Source organism: Mycolicibacterium sp. XJ2546, from assembly GCF_053483195.1.
Map to the genome: position 1 here is coordinate 124,798 of NZ_JBEFRW010000003.1, position 16,875 is coordinate 141,672.

The following is a 16,875-nucleotide window of genomic DNA, read 5'->3' on the forward strand; positions in this document are numbered from 1 at the left end:
CGGCTTGGGGGTTGGCCCGTCATCGGGGTAACCGCCTGGCGTCCAGCGCGCCGAACAGTCCGTCGGCGCGGTTCCAGCCCTCGGCCAGTCGCTGCGCCTGATCGGCGCGACCCGAGGCCATCGCGTCGGCGATCTCGCGGGTGGCGTGTGCATGCAGATGCGCGCGGTAGCGCGCGTAGTCCGCGGCCGTGTCCTTGCTCACCATGAATGGCCAGTCGCTGGATACCGTCAACAGCGTCTCGCGAAGTATCTGGTCGGCCACGAAGCTACGCGCAGGCGGGGTGTCGGTCTCGCCGAGCGCCTTGTCCACGGTAGACAGCGCGGTGTCGACGACTTCGCTGTTCAAGTGGACCATGTCGCTGACCTTCTCGCCGGCCCACACCTGCCAGTCCTTACCCGAACCCCATGAACTGGGTGGCAATTCGACAGCCGGGCCAACGAAGTCGTCGGCGATCGCATCGGACAACGTGCCGATCCGCACCCCGGCCTCCGGCAGCGCGCGCAGCACACGGCTCAGCCATGCAGGACCCTCGTACCACCAGTGCCCGAACAACTCGGTGTCGAACGCCGCGATCACGTGGGCGGGCCTGCCGATCCGGTCGCTCTCGTCGATAAGCCGTCGGCGCACGAGGTCGACAAAATCCGCGACGTGGTGCTCGACTGCGCGTTCGGCGCGCAGCGGATCGTAGGGCGCCTTGTCCTGCGATGCGACATTGCGTCCGGTCACCCGCGCGGGCTTGAGCCCGGTGGTGTGGTCGTAGGTGTGGAAATCGCGGTACGCCGAGTGACCGGGATAGCCCGACTTGGGCGACCACACCCGGTAGCTGACCGTCAGGTCGCGGCCGAATGCGATGACGTCCGAACCGGCCACGGTGCGGCCTAGCGCGGTATCGCCGTGCAGCGACGGTCCATCGACCATGAAGTGACCGACACCGGCTGCGGCATAGTCGGTTTCCATGCCCGGCGCGTACGCGCACTCGGGCGCCCATATTCCCCTCGGCGTGTGGGCGAACCGCAGCGACGCGTCGGCGAGGCCCTCGCGCAGCGCGAACTCGCGCAGCCGCGGATGCAGCAGCGGCTGAAACGGGTGCGCCAACGGGCCGCCGAGCAATTCGATCGTCTCGGCGTCGATCAGCTCGCGCAGCAGCGGGCTGGCGCCGTGGGCCCACAGCGTCTCGAAGTCCGCAAGCGCGCGTTCGGTCTCGGCCAGTTCGCGAATCCCGAACTCGCGTAACAGCGCACCCAGCGTCGTCGCCTCCACGGCGCGCAGCTGCCAGTTCGCCAGCCAATGGTGCATACCGGTCAGGCAGTAGGGATCGTCGAGCTGCGCGGTGAGCACCGGCGTCATACCGAGCGTCACCACGTGGCGACGGTCTTCTGCGGCGAGCTCACGAAGGACACGCATCAGCGGCAGGTAGGCCGCCGACCACGACTGGTAAAGCCATTCCTCACCGACCGGCCAGCGACCGTGATGTGCCAGCCACGGTAGGTGAGTGTGCAGAACGAGCGTGAACAAACCCGGCACGGGCGTCGAAGTCGTCACGGCCGCACCGCGATTGCCGCCAGGTCAAGGCTGTCGTCGATGTTACGGTCCGCGGCGTCGACGAGATCGAAATCTGCGGTACGCACCGACGCCACGTCGGCGAGCAGATCGGCGGGCCAGGGCGCGTCGGCCAGCGCGCGGGCGATCTGGGCGTCGATGATCGAGCCGCCGTGGCGGGCGTCGAGTTCGAGCAGCCGCGGCCCGTGGAAAACCCCGGACACGCGCTCCATCCGAAAACCCGCGCCGCTCAACAGGTCCGTCAACTCGGCGGCGTTGAGCTCGCGGGTGTGGAACGGGTTGACCGGCGTGTCGCGGCCGGGGGAGAAGGTGATGCGGTTGGGCGTCGACATCAGCAGCACTCCGCCGGGACGTAGCACCCGCAAGCACTCGGCGACGAATTGCTCTTGGTCCCACAGATGTTCGATCACCTGGAAGTTGACCACCACGTCGACCTCGCCGTCGGTCAGCGGTAACGCGGCCAGATTCCCGTGGTGCATCTCGACCCGTGGATAGCGCGCGCACACGTGAGCGACGGTCGATTCGTCGTAATCCAGACCGATCACGCGGCGCGCGACGTCGGCGATCAGATCCGCGCCGTAACCCTCGCCGCAGCCCGCTTCGAGGACGTCGCGGCCCGCGCAGCGGTCCGCCAGCCGCTGGTACACGACCTCGTGGCGGCGGAACCAGTAGTTCTCCTCCGGCAGGCCAGGAACGGTGCGTTCCCCGGTCAGCGGGAGGTCCGGATCGCCCGTGACGAATGCGCTCATTGCAAGGCAGGCTAACGCGTATCGGCTCGCAGGCGAACGGTTCACCACCTACGTGCTGCTAGAACGCCGGCTTGGACCCGCTATTGTGTTCCTGCGAACCGCCATAAGTTACTCACTAGTAACATGGTGTTTGTTGCTTCGAACGTGGTAAAGCAGGCCGGCCCCTCCGGCCTCTTCAAGGAGGACGAACCAGACTCATGACGAACATCGTGGTCCTGATCAAACAGGTCCCAGACACTTGGTCGGAGCGCAAGCTCACCGACGGCGACTTCACCCTCGACCGCGAGGCCGCCGACGCCGTACTCGACGAGATCAACGAGCGTGCTGTCGAAGAAGCGCTGCTGATCAAGGAGAAAGAGGGCGGCGACAGCACTGTGACGGTGCTCACTGCCGGCCCTGAGCGCGCCACCGAGGCCATCCGCAAGGCCCTGTCGATGGGCGCCGACAAGGCGGTGCACCTTGTCGATGACGGTATGCACGGCTCCGACATGGTGCAGACCGGCTGGGCGCTGGCGCGCGCGCTGGGCACCATCGAGGGCACCGAGCTCGTCATCGCCGGCAACGAGGCGACCGACGGCGTGGGGGGAGCGGTTCCGGCGATCGTGGCGGAGTACCTGGGCCTGCCCCAGCTGACCCACCTGCGCAAGGTGACGGTCGAGGGCGACAAGGTCACCGGCGAGCGCGAGACCGACGACGGCGTCTTCATGCTCGAAGCGCCGCTGCCCGCGGTGGTGAGCGTCAACGAGAAGATCAACGAGCCGCGCTTCCCGTCCTTCAAGGGCATCATGGCCGCCAAGAAGAAGGAAGTGACCACGCTGACGCTGGCCGACATCGGCGTGGAGGCCGACGAGGTGGGTGTCGCCAACGCGGGCTCGAAGGTGCTGTCTTCGACGCCGAAGCCGCCGAAGACGGCCGGCGAGAAGGTCACCGACGAGGGCGACGGCGGCACCAAGGTCGCCGAGTACCTGGTTGCTCAAAAAATCATCTAGTTCCGACTTCGCAGAAAGACGTAGAAACTCATGGCTGAAGTACTCGTGCTCGCAGAGCACGCCGATGGTGCCCTCAAGAAGGTCACCGCTGAACTGATCACCGCGGCCCGCGTGCTGGGCGAACCGTCCGCTGTGGTGGTGGGCCCGCCCGGGAGCGCCGAGCCGCTCGTGGAGGGGCTGAAGGAGGCCGGCGCGGCCAAGATCTACACCGCCGAGTCCGACGACGCGCAGAACTACCTCATCACGCCGTATGTCGACGTGCTGGCTTCGCTGGTCGAGTCGGCCAGCCCCGCAGCGGTGCTGCTGGCCGCGTCGGCCGACGGCAAGGAGATCGCCGGCCGGCTGGCCGCGCGCACCGGCGCGGGTGTGTTGACCGACGTCGTGGACGTGCAGGAGGGCGGCAAGGCCGTCCACTCGATCTTCGGCGGCGCCTACACCGTTGAGGCCGAGTCCACCGGTGAGCTCGCGGTCATCACGTTGCGTCCCGGCTCGGTGGAGGCCGCGGCCAGCGCCGGGGCCGGCGAGGTGGTCAGCGTCGAGGTGCCGGCACAGGCCGAGAACGCGACGAAGATCACCAAACAGGAACCTGCGGTGGCAGGTGACCGTCCGGAGCTCACCGAGGCCACCGTCGTCGTCTCCGGCGGCCGCGGCGTCGGCAGCGCCGAGAACTTCTCGGTCGTCGAGGACCTGGCCGATGCGCTCGGTGGCGCCGTCGGTGCGTCGCGCGCCGCCGTCGACTCCGGCTATTACCCGGGCCAGTTCCAGGTGGGCCAGACCGGCAAGACCGTTTCGCCGCAGCTCTACATCGCGCTGGGCATCTCCGGTGCCATCCAGCACCGCGCCGGTATGCAGACGTCGAAGACGATCATCGCGGTGAACAAGGACGAGGAGGCGCCGATCTTCGAGATCGCCGACCTGGGCGTCGTCGGTGACCTGTTCAAGGTCACCCCGCAGCTCACCGAGGCGGTCAAGGCCCGCAAGGGTTAATCGGACCGCAGCACGCGAACGCCCCGACGCCTGCGTCGGGGCGTTTGCGTTGTACGGGCACCGGCAGACTACGGAGTCTCAAGGGTTCGACGGACACCACCTGCGTGCGAGCGTGATCGTGCGACCGAAAGGAAAGGTGTTCGACATGAAGATCACGGTTATCGGTGCCACCGGCCTTATCGGCTCCAAGGTGGTTCCGTTGCTCGAAGCCGGCGGCCACACGGTGGTCGCGGCGTCCCGGGAAAGCGGGCTGGACGTGCTCACCGGCGAAGGCGTGGCCGACGCGCTCGATGGCGCCGACGCGCTGGTGGACCTGACGAACTCGCCGTCGTTCGACGACGACGCGGTGATGCAGTTCTTCACCACCTCGACCACCAACCTGGTGCGGGCCGCCGCCCAAGCCGGCGTCGACCACTATGTGGCATTGTCGATCGTCGGCGCCGACGGGCTGCCCGAAAGCGGCTACATGCGGGCCAAAGTGGTCCAGGAGAGGATCCTGCGCGAATCGGGACTGCCCTACACGATCGTGCGGGCCACGCAGTTCCAGGAGTTCGCCGAGGCCATCACCGAATCGCTGACGATCGACGGTCAGGTGCGCGCCCCCGACGGCATGATCCAGCCGATCGCAGCCGACGACGTCGCCGCGCAGGTGGCCGGGGTGGCCGCGGCGCCGGCCCGCAACGGCTACGTCAACATCGGCGGACCCGACAAGATGTCGTTCGCCGAGATGGCCAGGTCGGTGTTGCGCGCCAAAGGCGACGACCGGCCCGTCGTCGTGGACTCGCAGGCCACCTACTTCGGCACCCCGGTCGATCACCACAGCCTGGTCACCGGCGACGACGCCGTCATCACGCAGATCCGCTTCGCCGACTCGATGGCCAACCGATGAAACGGCAACTCGTCACCTAGCGCTCACCGACACGTCACGTGCGCGATGCCGTCCGGAGATGCGGCGGCGCGACCGTGCAGCCATGAGCACTGCTGCTGTCCTCATCCCCGCCGGCCAGGCCGGCACCGTTGCCGCTCCGCGCTACACCCTGCTGTTGTCCACCGACGCAGTGCAGATCGAAGCCGCGCAGCGGCTGCGCCACGATGTGTTCAGCACCGAACCCGGCTTCCAACTCAATACCGCGACCGACGCCGACCGGTTCGACGAGTTCTGTGACCACCTGCTGGTCCGCGACGACGCCTCCGGGGAGCTGGTCGGCTGTTACCGAATGCTGCCTCCGCCAGCGGCCATCGCCGCGAAAGGGCGGTACACCGCAACCGAATTCGACGTGCGCGGGCTCGACTCACTGCGGCCCCACCTGGTGGAGATGGGCCGCGCGGTGGTGCGTGCGGATCACCGCAACGGCGCGGTGGTGCTGCTGATGTGGGCTGGCATCCTGGCCTACCTGGACCGCTGCGGCTACGACTACGTGACCGGCTGCGTGTCGGTGCCGATCCACGGCGCCGACGACGCCGTCCCCGGGCGGCAGATCCGCGGGGTGCGCGACTTCGTGCGGCGCCGACACGCCGCCCCGGCGACGTACACCGTGCACCCGTACCGACCGGTGATCGTCGACGGTAGGGGCCTCGACGACATCGACCCGCCCGTCAAGGTCAACGTCCCGGCGCTGATGCGCGGCTACCTGCGCCTGGGCGCGCAGATATGCGGGGAGCCCGCCCACGACCCCGACTTCGGGGTGGGCGATTTCCCGGCGCTGCTGGACAAACGCCACGCCGACACTCGCTATCTGCGCCGGCTCAGATCGGTGCAAGCGGCCGGCGGGATCGCGTCGTGACCAGCCCGTGGCTACCGCAGGCGACGTGCGACGCCGGCTGCGTCGACGCCGGCGCGACGACGCCCGGTCACCGTGTGGTGGTCGCGTGGCGTATCGCGGTGCGCGTCATGCTGGCGCTGGTGCTGTTGTCGGCGACGCCGCTGATCGCGACGCCCGTGCCGGGCAGATCCCGCGTCCAGCGCAGCTACTGCCGGCTGATGTTGCGCTGCCTCGGTGTGCGAATCACGGTGTCGGGCGGGCCGATTCGCAACCTGCCCGGTGTGCTGGTGGTCAGCGGGCACGTGTCGTGGGTCGACGTGTTGGCGATCGGTGCGGTGCTGCCCGGCCGCTTCGTCGCCAAATCGGAACTGATCAGCTGGCCGGGTCTGGGACTGCTGGCCCGGCTGGTGAAGGTCATCCCGATCGAGCGGGCCAACCTGCGGAGGCTGCCCACCGTCGTCGATACCGTCGCCGCCCGGCTGCGCGCCGGGCACACCGTCGTCGCGTTTCCCGAGGGCACCACCTGGTGCGGGCTGGCGCACGGCCCGTTTCGGCCCGCGATGTTTCAGGCCGCCGTCGACGCGGGCAGGCCGGTCCAACCGCTGCGGCTGAGCTACCACCACCGCGACGGCCGGCCGTCGACCACCGCCGCCTACATCGGCGACGACAGCCTGCTCGCGTCGATCCGCCGGCTGATGACCGCGCAGCGCACGATCGTGCGGGTGCAGGTCGCGTCGCTGCAGTTGCCGGGCGGCGACCGCCGTGAGCTCGCCGCCCGCTGCGAATCCGCGGTGCGTGGCGGCCGGGCCCGCCGCGGCGGAGCGCACGCGTTGGCGGCCTGACCGCGGCACCGGGACCATGCGGACCCGGCCGCTAGACTTGAACGGTTATGACCTCGCCGACTTCGCGCCCGAGGGGCTCAGCAGGGCCGGTCTACCTCGATCACGCCGCCACCACCCCGATGCACCCCGCTGCCATCGAGGCGATGACGGCCGTGCTGGGCACCGTCGGCAACGCATCTTCGCTACACGGCACCGGCCGCGCGGCGCGCCGCCGGATGGAGGAGGCCCGCGAGGCGCTGGCCCACCTGCTGGGCGCGCGGCCGTCGGAGGTGATCTTCACCGCGGGCGGCACCGAGAGCGACAACCTCGCCGTCAAGGGCATCTACTGGGCCCGCCGCGACGCCGAACCCCGACGCCGCCGCATCATAACCACCCCGGTCGAACATCATGCGGTGCTGGACGCGGTGCAGTGGCTCGTCGAGCACGAAGGCGCCGAGGTGAGCTGGCTTCCTGTGCAGCCGGACGGTTCGGTGACGCCGGCCGCGCTGCGCGAGGTGTTGCAGCGCCACGACGACGTCGCCCTGGTGTCGGCCATGTGGGCCAACAACGAAGTCGGCACGATTCTGCCGGCCCCCGAACTGGCGGCCGTCGCAGCCGAATTCGACGTGCCGATGCACAGCGACGCCGTGCAGGCCGTCGGCCAGATCCCGGTCGACTTCGCGTCGAGCGGCCTGTCGGCGATGAGCGTCACCGCACATAAGTTCGGCGGGCCCACCGGTGTCGGAGCGTTGTTGCTGCGCCGCGACACCGCCTGTGTGCCGCTGCTGCACGGCGGCGGCCAGGAACGCGATGTCCGTTCGGGCACACCCCATGTCGCAGGCGCAGTGGCGATGGCAGCGGCCGCCAAGGTGGCCGTGGAGGGCCTGGAAGCCCACAGCGCCCGGGTGACGCGACTGCGCGACCGATTGATCGACGGCGTGTTGTCCAGCATTGACGATGTGCATCTCAACGGAGCCGTCGGGTCGGGCCGGCTGCCGGGCAACACCCACTTCACCTTCCGCGGCTGCGAAGGCGACTCGCTGTTGATGCTGTTGGACGCCAGGGGAATCGAGTGCTCGACGGGTTCGGCGTGCACCGCGGGGGTGGCGCAGCCGTCGCACGTCCTGATCGCGATGGGCACCGACCCCGCCCACGCCAGGGGATCACTGCGGTTCTCGCTGGGGCACACCAGCACCGACGCCGACGTCGAGGCCGCGCTTGCGGTCCTACCCGCCGCCGTAGAGCGCGCCCGTCAGGCGGTGCTGGCGAGTTCGGGAGCGGTGGACTTCCGATGAGCGCTTGCGCGAAGAGTAGACGATGATGCGGGTCCTCGTGGCGATGAGCGGTGGTGTCGACTCCTCGGTCGCCGCCGCCCGGATGGTCGACGCCGGCCACGACGTCGTCGGCGTGCATCTGGCCCTGTCGGCAGCGCCCGGTACGTTACGCACGGGGTCGCGGGGGTGCTGCTCGAAGGAAGACGCCGGCGATGCCCGACGCGTCGCCGATGTGCTCGACATCCCGTTCTACGTATGGGATTTCGCCGACCGCTTCGCCGAGGACGTGGTCGACGACTTCGTGTCGTCATATGCGCGCGGTGAGACGCCAAACCCATGTGTGCGGTGCAACGAACGCATCAAGTTCTCCGCGTTGGCGGCGCGTGCGTTGGCGCTGGGTTTCGACGCGGTGGCCACCGGCCACTACGCGCGCCTGGTCGACGGTCGGCTGCGTCGCGCGGTGGACCGTGACAAGGACCAGTCCTACGTGCTGGGCGTGCTGACCGCCGAACAGTTGCGCCACGCCCTGTTCCCGATCGGCGACACCCCTAAGGCCCAGATCCGCGAGGAAGCCGCGCGTCGCGGCCTGGCGGTGGCTGATAAGCCCGACAGCCACGACATCTGCTTCATTCCGTCCGGGGACACCCGCGCGTTCCTCGGCGCCCGCATCGGCGTGCGCAGGGGGGCCGTGGTCGACACCGGCGGTACGATCCTGGCCGAACACGACGGTGTGCACGGCTTCACCGTCGGACAGCGCAAGGGGCTAGGCATCGCCGGCCCCGGCCCCGACGGTCGGCCGCGTTATGTCACCGGAATCGATGCCGAAACGAGCACCGTGTACGTCGGCGCCGCCGAGGAACTGGACATCTGGACGCTGACCGGCGAACGCCCCGTGTTCACCTCGGGCGTCGCGCCGACAGGACCGGTGGAGTGCGTCGTACAGGTGCGTGCCCACGGCGGGATCGCCGACGGTGTGGCGCAACTGAGCGACGAACAGTTGGTGGTCGACCTGCGCGCTCCACTGCGCGGGGTGGCCCCGGGCCAGACCATGGTGCTGTATCGCCCCGACCCGCAGGGTGACGAGGTCATCGCGAGCGCGACCATTCGTCGCTGAACCACAGACGGTGGTTCCGCCCCCGGATAACGGCTAATATAAATGAGTCACATCCGTTAAATGTGGGAGCGGAGGCCGCCGAGTGGACGACGAAGCCCAAGTAGCCGCGGCCCGGCCACCACGAGATCGGTTGCCGCGCAATCGGCAACGGGAACGAGTGCTGGCGTTGGTGCGCAAGCATGACGGTGCCGTGGACGCCGCCGCAATCGCATCGCAAATGGGCCTGCACGTGACGACCGTGCGCTTTCATCTGGACGCGCTGTGTGACGAGCAGGCGATCGTGCGCACGCGGTTGCCCCGCGCCGGGGCCGGTCGGCCGCGCACCGGCTACCTGGCGGTGCAGGAGCGCCTGGACTACCGGGTTCTCGCCGAGGTGCTGGCGCTGGAACTCGGCAGAACCGAGGAGGTCCGCCGCGAGCGGGCCGAGCGTGTTGGGCGACGCTGGGTGGACCGAATGTGTGCGGCGCCCGAGGACGATGCCGGGTCGGGCGAGGCGGTCGGTGATGCGCTCGAGCGCCGGGCTGTTGCGGCAGCCGAAGTCTTTGCCCGGATGGGCTTTGCGCCCGAGCTCCTCGCGCCGGAGCGATCGCGTCAGGGGCGTGAGCGGGTCATCAGGCTGCATGCCTGCCCGATACGTGAACTGGCGCGGTCGCACCCCGAAGTCGGTTGCGGCCTTCACCGCGGGGTGTTGGCGGGACTGGTTCGCGATACAGCGCTGTCCGCGGAGCTCGAGCCGTTCGTCGAGCCCGAGCTCTGCCTGGCAAGGGTGGTGTCAAATGACTGAAGCTGCTGGATACGTGCAACTGCTCGTGCCGACGCTGTGGCTCGGCATGGTGCTGGCCATATCGTTTATCGAAGCACCGCTGAAGTTCGGGGCGCCCGGCGTGACGCTGCCGATCGGGCTCGGCATCGGCCGTCGCGTGTTCAAAGCCCTCAACGGTGTCGAAATCGTGCTTGCCGTCGTGCTTTTGGCGGCCACCCTGATTGCCAAGCCCTCGACGGCGGTGTTGATCCTGGTGCTGGTGGCAGCGGCGGTGCTGGCCGTACAGGTGGTCGTCGTGCGCCCGCCGCTGACAAAGCGCTCGAACCGGGTACTCGCCGGTGAGACGCTGCCCCGCTCGAACATGCACTACGTCTACGTCGGCCTGGAGCTGGTCAAGGTCGGTGCGCTGATCGCGCTAGCCTTCGTATTGGTCTCCCGGGTGGTCGAATACCTGATTTGACCGCTGACCTCAGTGCGGCGTCAATGCGTGGTTGTGAATGTGGGCCTCGGCGCGAATGCGCTGCACCATATGGGGATAGTGCAGTTCGAAGGCGGGCCGCTCGGAGCGGATGCGCGGTAGTTCGGTGAAGTTGTGCCGCGGCGGCGGGCATGTCGTGGCCCATTCCAGCGAGTTGCCGTAGCCCCACGGGTCATCCACCAGAACCGGTTCGCCATAGCGCCAGCTCTTGAAGATGTTCCACATGAACGGCAGCATCGAGACCCCGAGGGTGAACGCGCCGATCGTGGACACGACGTTGAGTGTGGTGAAGCCGTCGGTGGGCAGGTAGTCGGCGTAGCGGCGCGGCATGCCCTCGTTGCCGAGCCAGTGCTGCACCAAAAACGTGGTGTGGAAACCGATGAACGTTAGCCAGAAGTGCAGCTTGCCCAGCCGCTCGTCGAGCATTCGCCCGGTCATCTTGGGAAACCAGAAGTAGATGCCGGCATAGGTGGCGAACACGATGGTGCCGAACAGCACGTAGTGGAAGTGCGCCACGAGGAAGTAGGTGTCGGTGACGTGGAAGTCCAGCGGCGGGCTGGCCAGCATCACCCCGGATAGGCCGCCGAGCAAAAACGTGAGCAGGAAGCCGACCGAGAACAGCATCGGTGACTCAAACGTCAACTGACCCCTCCACATCGTGCCGATCCAGTTGAAGAACTTGATGCCCGTCGGCACCGCGATCAGATAGGACATGAAGGAGAAGAACGGCAGCAGCACCGCGCCGGTGGCGAACATGTGGTGCGCCCAGACGGCGGTGGACAACGCCGCGATACCGACGGTGGCATAGATCAGCGTGGTGTAGCCGAAGACCGGTTTACGGGAGAACACCGGGAAGATCTCGGTGACGATGCCGAAGAAGGGGATCGCGACGATGTAGACCTCGGGGTGGCCGAAGAACCAGAACAGGTGCTGCCAGAGGATGACGCCGCCATTGGCCGGGTCGTAGACGTGCGCGCCGAGATGGCGGTCGTAGGCCAGGGCGAACAGCGCCGCGGTCAGCAGCGGAAAGACCATGAGCACCAGTATCGAGGTGACCAGGATGTTCCAGGTGAACACCGGCATCCGGAACATCGTCATGCCGGGGGCGCGCATGCACACCACCGTCGTGATCATGTTGACCGCGCCCAGGATGGTGCCAAGGCCGGCCAACCCGAGCCCGAAGATCCACAGGTCACCACCGGCGCCCGGGGAGTGGATGGCGCCGCTCAACGGCACATAGCCGGTCCAACCGAAATCGGCTGCGCCGCTGGGGGTGAGGAAGCCCGACACGGTGATCAGGGCGCCGAACAGGTAGAGCCAGTAGCTGAACGCGTTGAGCCGCGGGAAGGCCACGTCGGGTGCGCCGACCTGCAGCGGGAGGATGCAGTTGGCGAATCCGAACACGACGGGTGTCGCATACAACAGCAGCATGATCGTGCCGTGCATGGTGAACAGCTGGTTGTACTGCTCGTTGGACAAGAACTGCAGGCCGGGTGCCGTCAGCTCGGTGCGCATCAGCAGCGCCATCAGCCCGCCGGCCATGAAGAAGGCGATCGACGTCGCGATGTACATGATCCCGAGGACCTTGGGATCGGTGGTGGTCAGCAGCTTGTAAACCAACGAGCCGCGCACAGCTCGGGTGGGCGGGGAAGGTCGGGTGGGGACGAGCTCACCAAGGACGCTCATGAGCCGTCACGCGCTGTGCCGCAAGCTGTTTCAACGATCGGGCGCATAGTCGTCCCCTCTTCGCCAAGTGCCTTATTTAAATGACTATAGTCCTCTAAATAAACCCCTGGGGCGAGGGGTTTATTACAACTTCTAGTTGTAGTAATGTGCGGGTCATGACGTACGTAATCGGTCAGCCCTGTGTGGACGTCAAAGACCGCGCCTGCGTAGAAGAGTGCCCAGTGGACTGCATCTACGAGGGCGGCCGCATGCTCTACATCCACCCTGACGAATGTGTCGACTGCGGTGCCTGCGAACCGGTGTGCCCGGTGGAGGCGATCTACTACGAGGACGACCTGCCCGAGGATCTGCAGCCCTACACCGAGGACAACGCCAGATTCTTCACCGAGACGCTACCGGGGCGCAGCGAGCCGCTCGGTTCGCCCGGCGGCGCGGCAAAGCTGGGCCCCATCGACGCCGACACCGAACTGGTGACGAACCTTCCGCCCCAGGGGGAGTGATGCGTCGGCGGCGGCGCGATCGCATACTCGACGCGTTGCGCAACTCCGCCGAGGCGCGCAGCATCGCCAGCTTGGCAGGCGAAATCGGAGTGCACCCCAACACGATTCGGTTCCACGTCGATGCGTTGGGAAGGAACGGCCTCGTCGAGCAGGTTGCCGATCGGGCGGCGACACGGGGTCGCCCGCCGGCCCGGTACCGCGCCACCCGCAGGATGGACCCGGCCGGGCCGACGAACTATTTCCTGTTGGCGGCGGCGATGACGGACTACTTCGCAGCCCACGCGCCCGACCCGGTACTCGACGGCACCCGTTTGGGCCGATCGTGGGGTGCGACGTTGGCCAAGGGCCGGACGCAACGGGCGTCGTCTGCGCGGCAGGCCGTCGACGACCTGGTCGATGTGCTGGCCGAGACGGGGTTTCGTCCTGAGCAGCCGACGGGCCGGGTCGTTCGAGACATCAGGTTGCGGCACTGCCCGTTCCTCGAGGTGGCCGACCGCCACCAGCCCGTGGTCTGCGCGCTACACCTCGGGCTGATGCAGGGAGCGTTGACCGCGATGCAGTCACCGTTGGCCATCGACAGCCTGGACCCCTTGGTCGAACCGGATCTCTGCGTCGCGCACCTGCGAAACTAATTCGGGACCTTGTCCAGGATGTTGGCCATCACGATGGTGGGCACCGAATCGGGAAACCTGCACGCCGTCACCTCGACCAGCACGACGTTTTTGATGCGGTACTCCCGTCCGCACCCGTTGTCGGTGCGGGTCTGTAGTGAATCGGCTCCGATCGTGGCCTCGCCGACGAACATCGGTCCCAACGGTGTTGTCCGACAATCGTCTGCGCGCGCGACCAGATCGTCGAAGGCCCGGCGCGCGGTGTCGGGATCGCGGTAGGCGGCCGCGCCCTGCGAGATCAGCCCCCCGCCGGGCGGATGCTGAAACGTCGTCTTGTGGAACTCTTCGATGTCAGGGCCGAAGGTCTGGGTCTCGGCGAACACCCATCGGCACTGCGGCGGTGTTGATTCGGCGAACTGATCGATGTCGACGGGGACCTTGCCGTCCATCGTCGGAATGACGGTGAGGTCGTCGCCGGCTCCGGTGATGGCGCGCATCTGCGCCTGGTCGAGCATGATCGTGTCGACGTCCAACGGGGACAACGAATCGTCATCGATGCCCGGTACCGCCCGCACGGCGCTACCGCTGATCGCCTGCGTGCAGCCCGCGGCCAACAGGGCCGCTGCACACCACAGGACCGCCGGTCCCGCCGCTACCCGCATGGCCTTCCTCCCAGCCGTTGAGAAACGAGGTTAGCCCGATCGCATACTGTCAAACGAATGAGCGTTTTCGCGGCCGCGACAGGAATCGGATCCTGGCCTGGAATATCGGCGCGCCAGGCCGCCGAGGTGATCGTCGGCGAACTGCACACGCTGCCGCACCTGGCCGAGTTACCGGCCCGCGGCGTAGGCGCCGACATGATCGGACGTGCGGGCGCGCTGCTGGTCGACATCGGCATCGACACCATGCCGCGCGGCTACCGCATCGCCTCGGGCCGCAGTGCCGTGGCCCGGCGGTCGATGAGCCTGCTCGACGAAGACATCGACGCCTTCGAGGAGGCGTGGGAGAAGGCGGGTCTACGCGGCGGATCGCGGACGGTCAAAGTGCAGGCGCCCGGGCCGATCACGCTGGCGGCTCGACTCGAGCTCGCCAACGGCCACCGCGCCATCACCGACCGCGGTGCGCTGCGCGATCTGGCGGCGTCGCTTGGCGAGGGGATGGCCGTGCACATTGCGCAGCTGGCCCGGCGGCTGGAGGCCGCCGTCGTCGTGCAGTTCGACGAACCGCTGTTGACCGACGCCCTCGACGGCAGGCTCACCGGGGTGACCAGCATGACACCCGTGCACCCGGTCGACGAATCGGTCGCGATCGAGCTGCTTGACGACTGCGCGGCCACCGTCGGCGCCGACGTGATGCTGCACAGCTGCGCCTCGCAGGTGCCCTGGAACCTCTTGCAGCGCACCGCAATTGCGACTATTTCGGTTGACGTCACCACGCCGACCGCCGCTGATCTGGACGGGATCGGCGAGTTCGTGGAATCCGGTCGCACGGTGCTGCTGGGCGTCGTCCCCGTCGTGGCTCCGGCGGTCCGCCCGGCTGCCGAGGAGATCGCCAAGGCCGCCGCCGCTGTCACCGATCGGGTCGGGCTACGCCGATCGATGCTGCGCGACCGGATCGGCATCACCCCGGCCTGTGGGCTCGCTGGGGCCACACCGCAGTGGGCGCGCACCGCCGTCGAGTTGGCGCAAGAGGTCGCCGACGCGTTCGCGGATGATCCGGACGCGGTCTGAACAAAACGCAACCGGAGGGTTGCGCATTTCCTATCCGCCCGTTAATGTCATAGGCAACCAGGAGGTTGCGAATGAGTTCAGATCGAATCGATAAGCAAATCGTGCTGAAGGCTCCGCTCGAACGGGTCTGGCGGGCCATCAGCGACGCTGGCGAGTTCGGCCAGTGGTTCGGCGTCCGTTTCGACGGGCCATTCGTCGAAGGCGCCGCGGTCACCGGGGTCATGACGCCGACGGCGGTCGACGAGGACGTCGCCAAAAGCCAAGAGACGTATGCGGGTATCGCGGAGACCTGGTGGATCGTCGCGGTCGAACCACCGTGGCGACTGGCCTATCGCTGGCGCCCGTACGTCCTCGAAGACGGCGAGGACGGGCCCACCACGCTTGTCGAGTTCACGCTGCAGGAGACCGCTGACGGTGTGCTGTTGCGCATCGTCGAATCCGGCTTCGATGCCATACCCGCCGATCGTCGAGCGTCGGCGTTCGAAGACAACAGCACGGGATGGGCGACGCAAACCGAACTCGTGCGCAGGTACGTCACGATGAGCGAGACGGTGTGAGCGCCTCGGCCCTCGTCGAGCGGGCACCGGTGTTCGATGCGTTGGGCGACGCGAACCGGCTACGCATTCTCACCCGGCTGTGCGACGGCGGGCCCTGCTCGACGACCGAAGTGACGCAGGTGGTGCCGGTTACCCGGCAGGCCGCCACCAAGCACCTCGTGCTGCTCGAAACCGTCGGCCTGGTGAGCAGTCAGCGTCGTGGCCGGGAACGCATTTGGCGAATCCAGCCCGAGCCGCTGACCGAAGCCAGCGAGTACCTGACGAACTTGTCGCGTCGCTGGGATCGTGCAATCGACCGATTGCGCGCTTACGTCGAAGATGAATAGTGAGCACGTCTGACAATTTGCGTGCCTTCGGCGGGATCGCCGATGTTCACTATTCCCGCGTGCGACAATCATGATGGTTCAGCGCCGAATCGTCTTTGCCAGTCGCAGGAGAGCAATTGTGGCCCGACTAAACCCGCGCGGGGCGGCGGTCGTCGGTGTCGTATCGCTGTTTCTCCTAGTCGGCGGCCCCGGTATGGCGATGGTCACCGCGGATCCGGGCGGTTCGCGCGGCGGCGGCTCGGATCGCGGATCCAGCGCCGACCGCGGCGACTCGAAGAGCAACCACAACCACCGCGGCGATCGCCACGACTTCGACCGGGGACGCCGAGGCGACGACCGCGACAACAACGGCGGCTGGAACCGCGCCGGCAGTGACGGCCCCCAGTCCCGCGTCGGCTCCGGGCGCGAACTACCTCAGCAGGCGGCACCGAACGCACCGGCCGGCGTGGCCGCCCGCGCTCCGGTCAGCGAGGAGCCGCCCCGCGCGAACGCGCCTGCGATCAGCGAGCGTTCGGCCATCGCCAGCAGCCCGCCCGTCGAGGCGCCGGCCCCGGTCATCCCGGCACCCGAGACTGGCGCCACCGGCACGGATGGCTCCGAACCGGTCGCCGGACCGGCGAACACATTCGAGGCGCCCCGGGTGATCGTCGGCAACGGCCGCGAACCCGGCCTCCAGAGCACCGATCCGGCGCCGCGTTGGCAGGGCCCCGCGCCGGGCCCCGCCGTCGCGCCGCCCGCGCCCGCTCCGGTCGCACCGCCGCCCCCACCACCCGAGCCGCCGAGGTGGCTGCATCATTTCTCCGCACCGCCGGCCATGCCGCGTCATCTCCCGGCCGCGCCGACGACCGACTGGAAGTCGTTGTGGGGTCTGGTCGGGCTGCTGCTGATCCCCGCCGCCGGTGCCGCGTTGGGTTACCGGCAGGCGCGCGCCGCGCAGACGGCCGACCGGATACACCGCCCCTGAGT

General features: G+C 68.0%; 19 protein-coding genes. 15 read left to right on the forward strand and 4 right to left on the reverse strand.

The window, feature by feature from the left end; all coding sequences use genetic code 11:
• Positions 1-19: 19 nt before the first annotated feature.
• Positions 20-1,543 carry a 1,4-alpha-glucan branching protein domain-containing protein gene (locus ABQE44_RS06935; protein ID WP_448428893.1) on the reverse strand — a complete coding sequence of 508 codons (1,524 nt, stop codon included), beginning with the start codon at positions 1,541-1,543 and terminating at the stop codon, positions 20-22.
• Positions 1,540-2,310 carry a class I SAM-dependent methyltransferase gene (locus ABQE44_RS06940; protein WP_448428895.1) on the reverse strand — a complete coding sequence of 257 codons (771 nt, stop codon included), beginning with the start codon at positions 2,308-2,310 and terminating at the stop codon, positions 1,540-1,542. Before ABQE44_RS06940 ends, ABQE44_RS06935 begins: the two co-directional genes overlap by 4 nt.
• A 197-nt stretch (positions 2,311-2,507) precedes the next feature.
• On the opposite strand from ABQE44_RS06940, the gene ABQE44_RS06945 reads away from it, so the two are divergent.
• The 9 genes from ABQE44_RS06945 (at position 2,508) to ABQE44_RS06985 (ending at position 10,481) form a co-directional block, all read left to right on the forward strand.
• A complete protein-coding gene (locus tag ABQE44_RS06945) occupies positions 2,508-3,299 on the forward strand; it encodes an electron transfer flavoprotein subunit beta/FixA family protein (RefSeq protein ID WP_448390710.1) in 792 nt (263 codons plus the stop codon).
• Between the two features lie 30 nt (positions 3,300-3,329).
• Positions 3,330-4,286, forward strand: a complete 957-nt coding sequence (locus ABQE44_RS06950; protein WP_448390711.1) for an electron transfer flavoprotein subunit alpha/FixB family protein — start codon at positions 3,330-3,332, stop codon at positions 4,284-4,286.
• Positions 4,287-4,431: 145 nt separating this feature from the next.
• Positions 4,432-5,175 (forward strand): SDR family oxidoreductase, encoded by a 744-nt coding sequence (locus ABQE44_RS06955; protein ID WP_448390712.1) that lies wholly within the window; start codon positions 4,432-4,434, stop codon positions 5,173-5,175.
• Between the two features lie 82 nt (positions 5,176-5,257).
• On the forward strand, positions 5,258-6,070 hold the full coding sequence (locus tag ABQE44_RS06960; protein ID WP_448390713.1) for a GNAT family N-acetyltransferase: 813 nt from the start codon (positions 5,258-5,260) through the stop codon (positions 6,068-6,070).
• Positions 6,067-6,891, forward strand: a complete 825-nt coding sequence (locus tag ABQE44_RS06965) for a lysophospholipid acyltransferase family protein (RefSeq protein WP_448390714.1) — start codon at positions 6,067-6,069, stop codon at positions 6,889-6,891. Before ABQE44_RS06960 ends, ABQE44_RS06965 begins: the two co-directional genes overlap by 4 nt.
• 47 nt (positions 6,892-6,938) lie before the next feature.
• Positions 6,939-8,165: a cysteine desulfurase family protein gene (locus tag ABQE44_RS06970; RefSeq protein ID WP_448390716.1), complete on the forward strand. Its 1,227-nt coding sequence runs from the start codon at positions 6,939-6,941 to the stop codon at positions 8,163-8,165.
• Between the two features lie 25 nt (positions 8,166-8,190).
• Entirely contained in the window at positions 8,191-9,258 is a 1,068-nt protein-coding gene (mnmA, locus tag ABQE44_RS06975; RefSeq protein WP_448391358.1) for a tRNA 2-thiouridine(34) synthase MnmA, read from the forward strand.
• 82 nt (positions 9,259-9,340) lie between these two features.
• Complete coding sequence (locus ABQE44_RS06980; protein ID WP_448428897.1) at positions 9,341-10,042, forward strand: helix-turn-helix transcriptional regulator; 702 nt, start codon at positions 9,341-9,343, stop codon at positions 10,040-10,042.
• Entirely contained in the window at positions 10,035-10,481 is a 447-nt protein-coding gene (locus ABQE44_RS06985; RefSeq protein WP_448428899.1) for a hypothetical protein, read from the forward strand. The genes ABQE44_RS06980 and ABQE44_RS06985 overlap by 8 nt, the downstream gene beginning before the upstream one ends.
• Before the next feature lie 9 nt (positions 10,482-10,490).
• On the opposite strand, the gene ctaD is transcribed toward ABQE44_RS06985, so the two are convergent.
• On the reverse strand, positions 10,491-12,185 hold the full coding sequence (ctaD, locus tag ABQE44_RS06990) for an aa3-type cytochrome oxidase subunit I (RefSeq protein ID WP_448390719.1): 1,695 nt from the start codon (positions 12,183-12,185) through the stop codon (positions 10,491-10,493).
• A 155-nt stretch (positions 12,186-12,340) separates the two neighbouring features.
• On the opposite strand from ctaD, the gene fdxA reads away from it, so the two are divergent.
• Positions 12,341-12,685, forward strand: a complete 345-nt coding sequence (gene fdxA, locus ABQE44_RS06995; RefSeq protein ID WP_448390720.1) for a ferredoxin — start codon at positions 12,341-12,343, stop codon at positions 12,683-12,685.
• Complete coding sequence (locus ABQE44_RS07000) at positions 12,685-13,317, forward strand: helix-turn-helix transcriptional regulator (RefSeq protein ID WP_448390721.1); 633 nt, start codon at positions 12,685-12,687, stop codon at positions 13,315-13,317. The genes fdxA and ABQE44_RS07000 overlap by 1 nt, the downstream gene beginning before the upstream one ends.
• Here ABQE44_RS07000 and ABQE44_RS07005 read toward each other — a convergent pair.
• A complete protein-coding gene (locus tag ABQE44_RS07005; RefSeq protein WP_448390722.1) occupies positions 13,314-13,958 on the reverse strand; it encodes a sensor domain-containing protein in 645 nt (214 codons plus the stop codon). The genes ABQE44_RS07000 and ABQE44_RS07005 overlap by 4 nt on opposite strands.
• A 57-nt stretch (positions 13,959-14,015) precedes the next feature.
• Between ABQE44_RS07005 and ABQE44_RS07010 the strand changes: the two genes are divergently transcribed.
• The 4 genes from ABQE44_RS07010 (at position 14,016) to ABQE44_RS07025 (ending at position 16,873) form a co-directional block, all read left to right on the forward strand.
• Positions 14,016-15,026, forward strand: coding sequence for a uroporphyrinogen decarboxylase/cobalamine-independent methonine synthase family protein (locus ABQE44_RS07010; RefSeq protein ID WP_448390723.1), 1,011 nt, complete (start codon positions 14,016-14,018; stop codon positions 15,024-15,026).
• Positions 15,027-15,097: 71 nt separating this feature from the next.
• Complete coding sequence (locus tag ABQE44_RS07015; RefSeq protein ID WP_448390724.1) at positions 15,098-15,583, forward strand: SRPBCC family protein; 486 nt, start codon at positions 15,098-15,100, stop codon at positions 15,581-15,583.
• A complete protein-coding gene (locus ABQE44_RS07020) occupies positions 15,580-15,909 on the forward strand; it encodes an ArsR/SmtB family transcription factor (protein ID WP_448390725.1) in 330 nt (109 codons plus the stop codon). The genes ABQE44_RS07015 and ABQE44_RS07020 overlap by 4 nt, the downstream gene beginning before the upstream one ends.
• Positions 15,910-16,027: 118 nt before the next feature.
• Positions 16,028-16,873, forward strand: coding sequence for a hypothetical protein (locus tag ABQE44_RS07025; protein ID WP_448428901.1), 846 nt, complete (start codon positions 16,028-16,030; stop codon positions 16,871-16,873).
• Positions 16,874-16,875 lie beyond the last annotated feature (2 nt).

What these genes read in the sequence shown, in the direction of transcription:
- ctaD (WP_448390719.1), bottom strand. Translation starts at nt 12,185, where the DNA reads ATGAGCGTCCTTGGTGAGCTCGTCCCCACCCGACCTTCCCCGCCCACC.
- ABQE44_RS06950 (WP_448390711.1), top strand. Translation starts at nt 3,330, where the DNA reads ATGGCTGAAGTACTCGTGCTCGCAGAGCACGCCGATGGTGCCCTCAAG.
- ABQE44_RS06945 (WP_448390710.1), top strand. Translation starts at nt 2,508, where the DNA reads ATGACGAACATCGTGGTCCTGATCAAACAGGTCCCAGACACTTGGTCG.
- ABQE44_RS07000 (WP_448390721.1), top strand. Translation starts at nt 12,685, where the DNA reads ATGCGTCGGCGGCGGCGCGATCGCATACTCGACGCGTTGCGCAACTCC.
- mnmA (WP_448391358.1), top strand. Translation starts at nt 8,191, where the DNA reads ATGCGGGTCCTCGTGGCGATGAGCGGTGGTGTCGACTCCTCGGTCGCC.
- ABQE44_RS06940 (WP_448428895.1), bottom strand. Translation starts at nt 2,310, where the DNA reads ATGAGCGCATTCGTCACGGGCGATCCGGACCTCCCGCTGACCGGGGAA.
- ABQE44_RS06955 (WP_448390712.1), top strand. Translation starts at nt 4,432, where the DNA reads ATGAAGATCACGGTTATCGGTGCCACCGGCCTTATCGGCTCCAAGGTG.
- ABQE44_RS07005 (WP_448390722.1), bottom strand. Translation starts at nt 13,958, where the DNA reads ATGCGGGTAGCGGCGGGACCGGCGGTCCTGTGGTGTGCAGCGGCCCTG.
- ABQE44_RS06960 (WP_448390713.1), top strand. Translation starts at nt 5,258, where the DNA reads ATGAGCACTGCTGCTGTCCTCATCCCCGCCGGCCAGGCCGGCACCGTT.
- fdxA (WP_448390720.1), top strand. Translation starts at nt 12,341, where the DNA reads ATGACGTACGTAATCGGTCAGCCCTGTGTGGACGTCAAAGACCGCGCC.
- ABQE44_RS06970 (WP_448390716.1), top strand. Translation starts at nt 6,939, where the DNA reads ATGACCTCGCCGACTTCGCGCCCGAGGGGCTCAGCAGGGCCGGTCTAC.
- ABQE44_RS07010 (WP_448390723.1), top strand. Translation starts at nt 14,016, where the DNA reads ATGAGCGTTTTCGCGGCCGCGACAGGAATCGGATCCTGGCCTGGAATA.
- ABQE44_RS07015 (WP_448390724.1), top strand. Translation starts at nt 15,098, where the DNA reads ATGAGTTCAGATCGAATCGATAAGCAAATCGTGCTGAAGGCTCCGCTC.
- ABQE44_RS06985 (WP_448428899.1), top strand. Translation starts at nt 10,035, where the DNA reads ATGACTGAAGCTGCTGGATACGTGCAACTGCTCGTGCCGACGCTGTGG.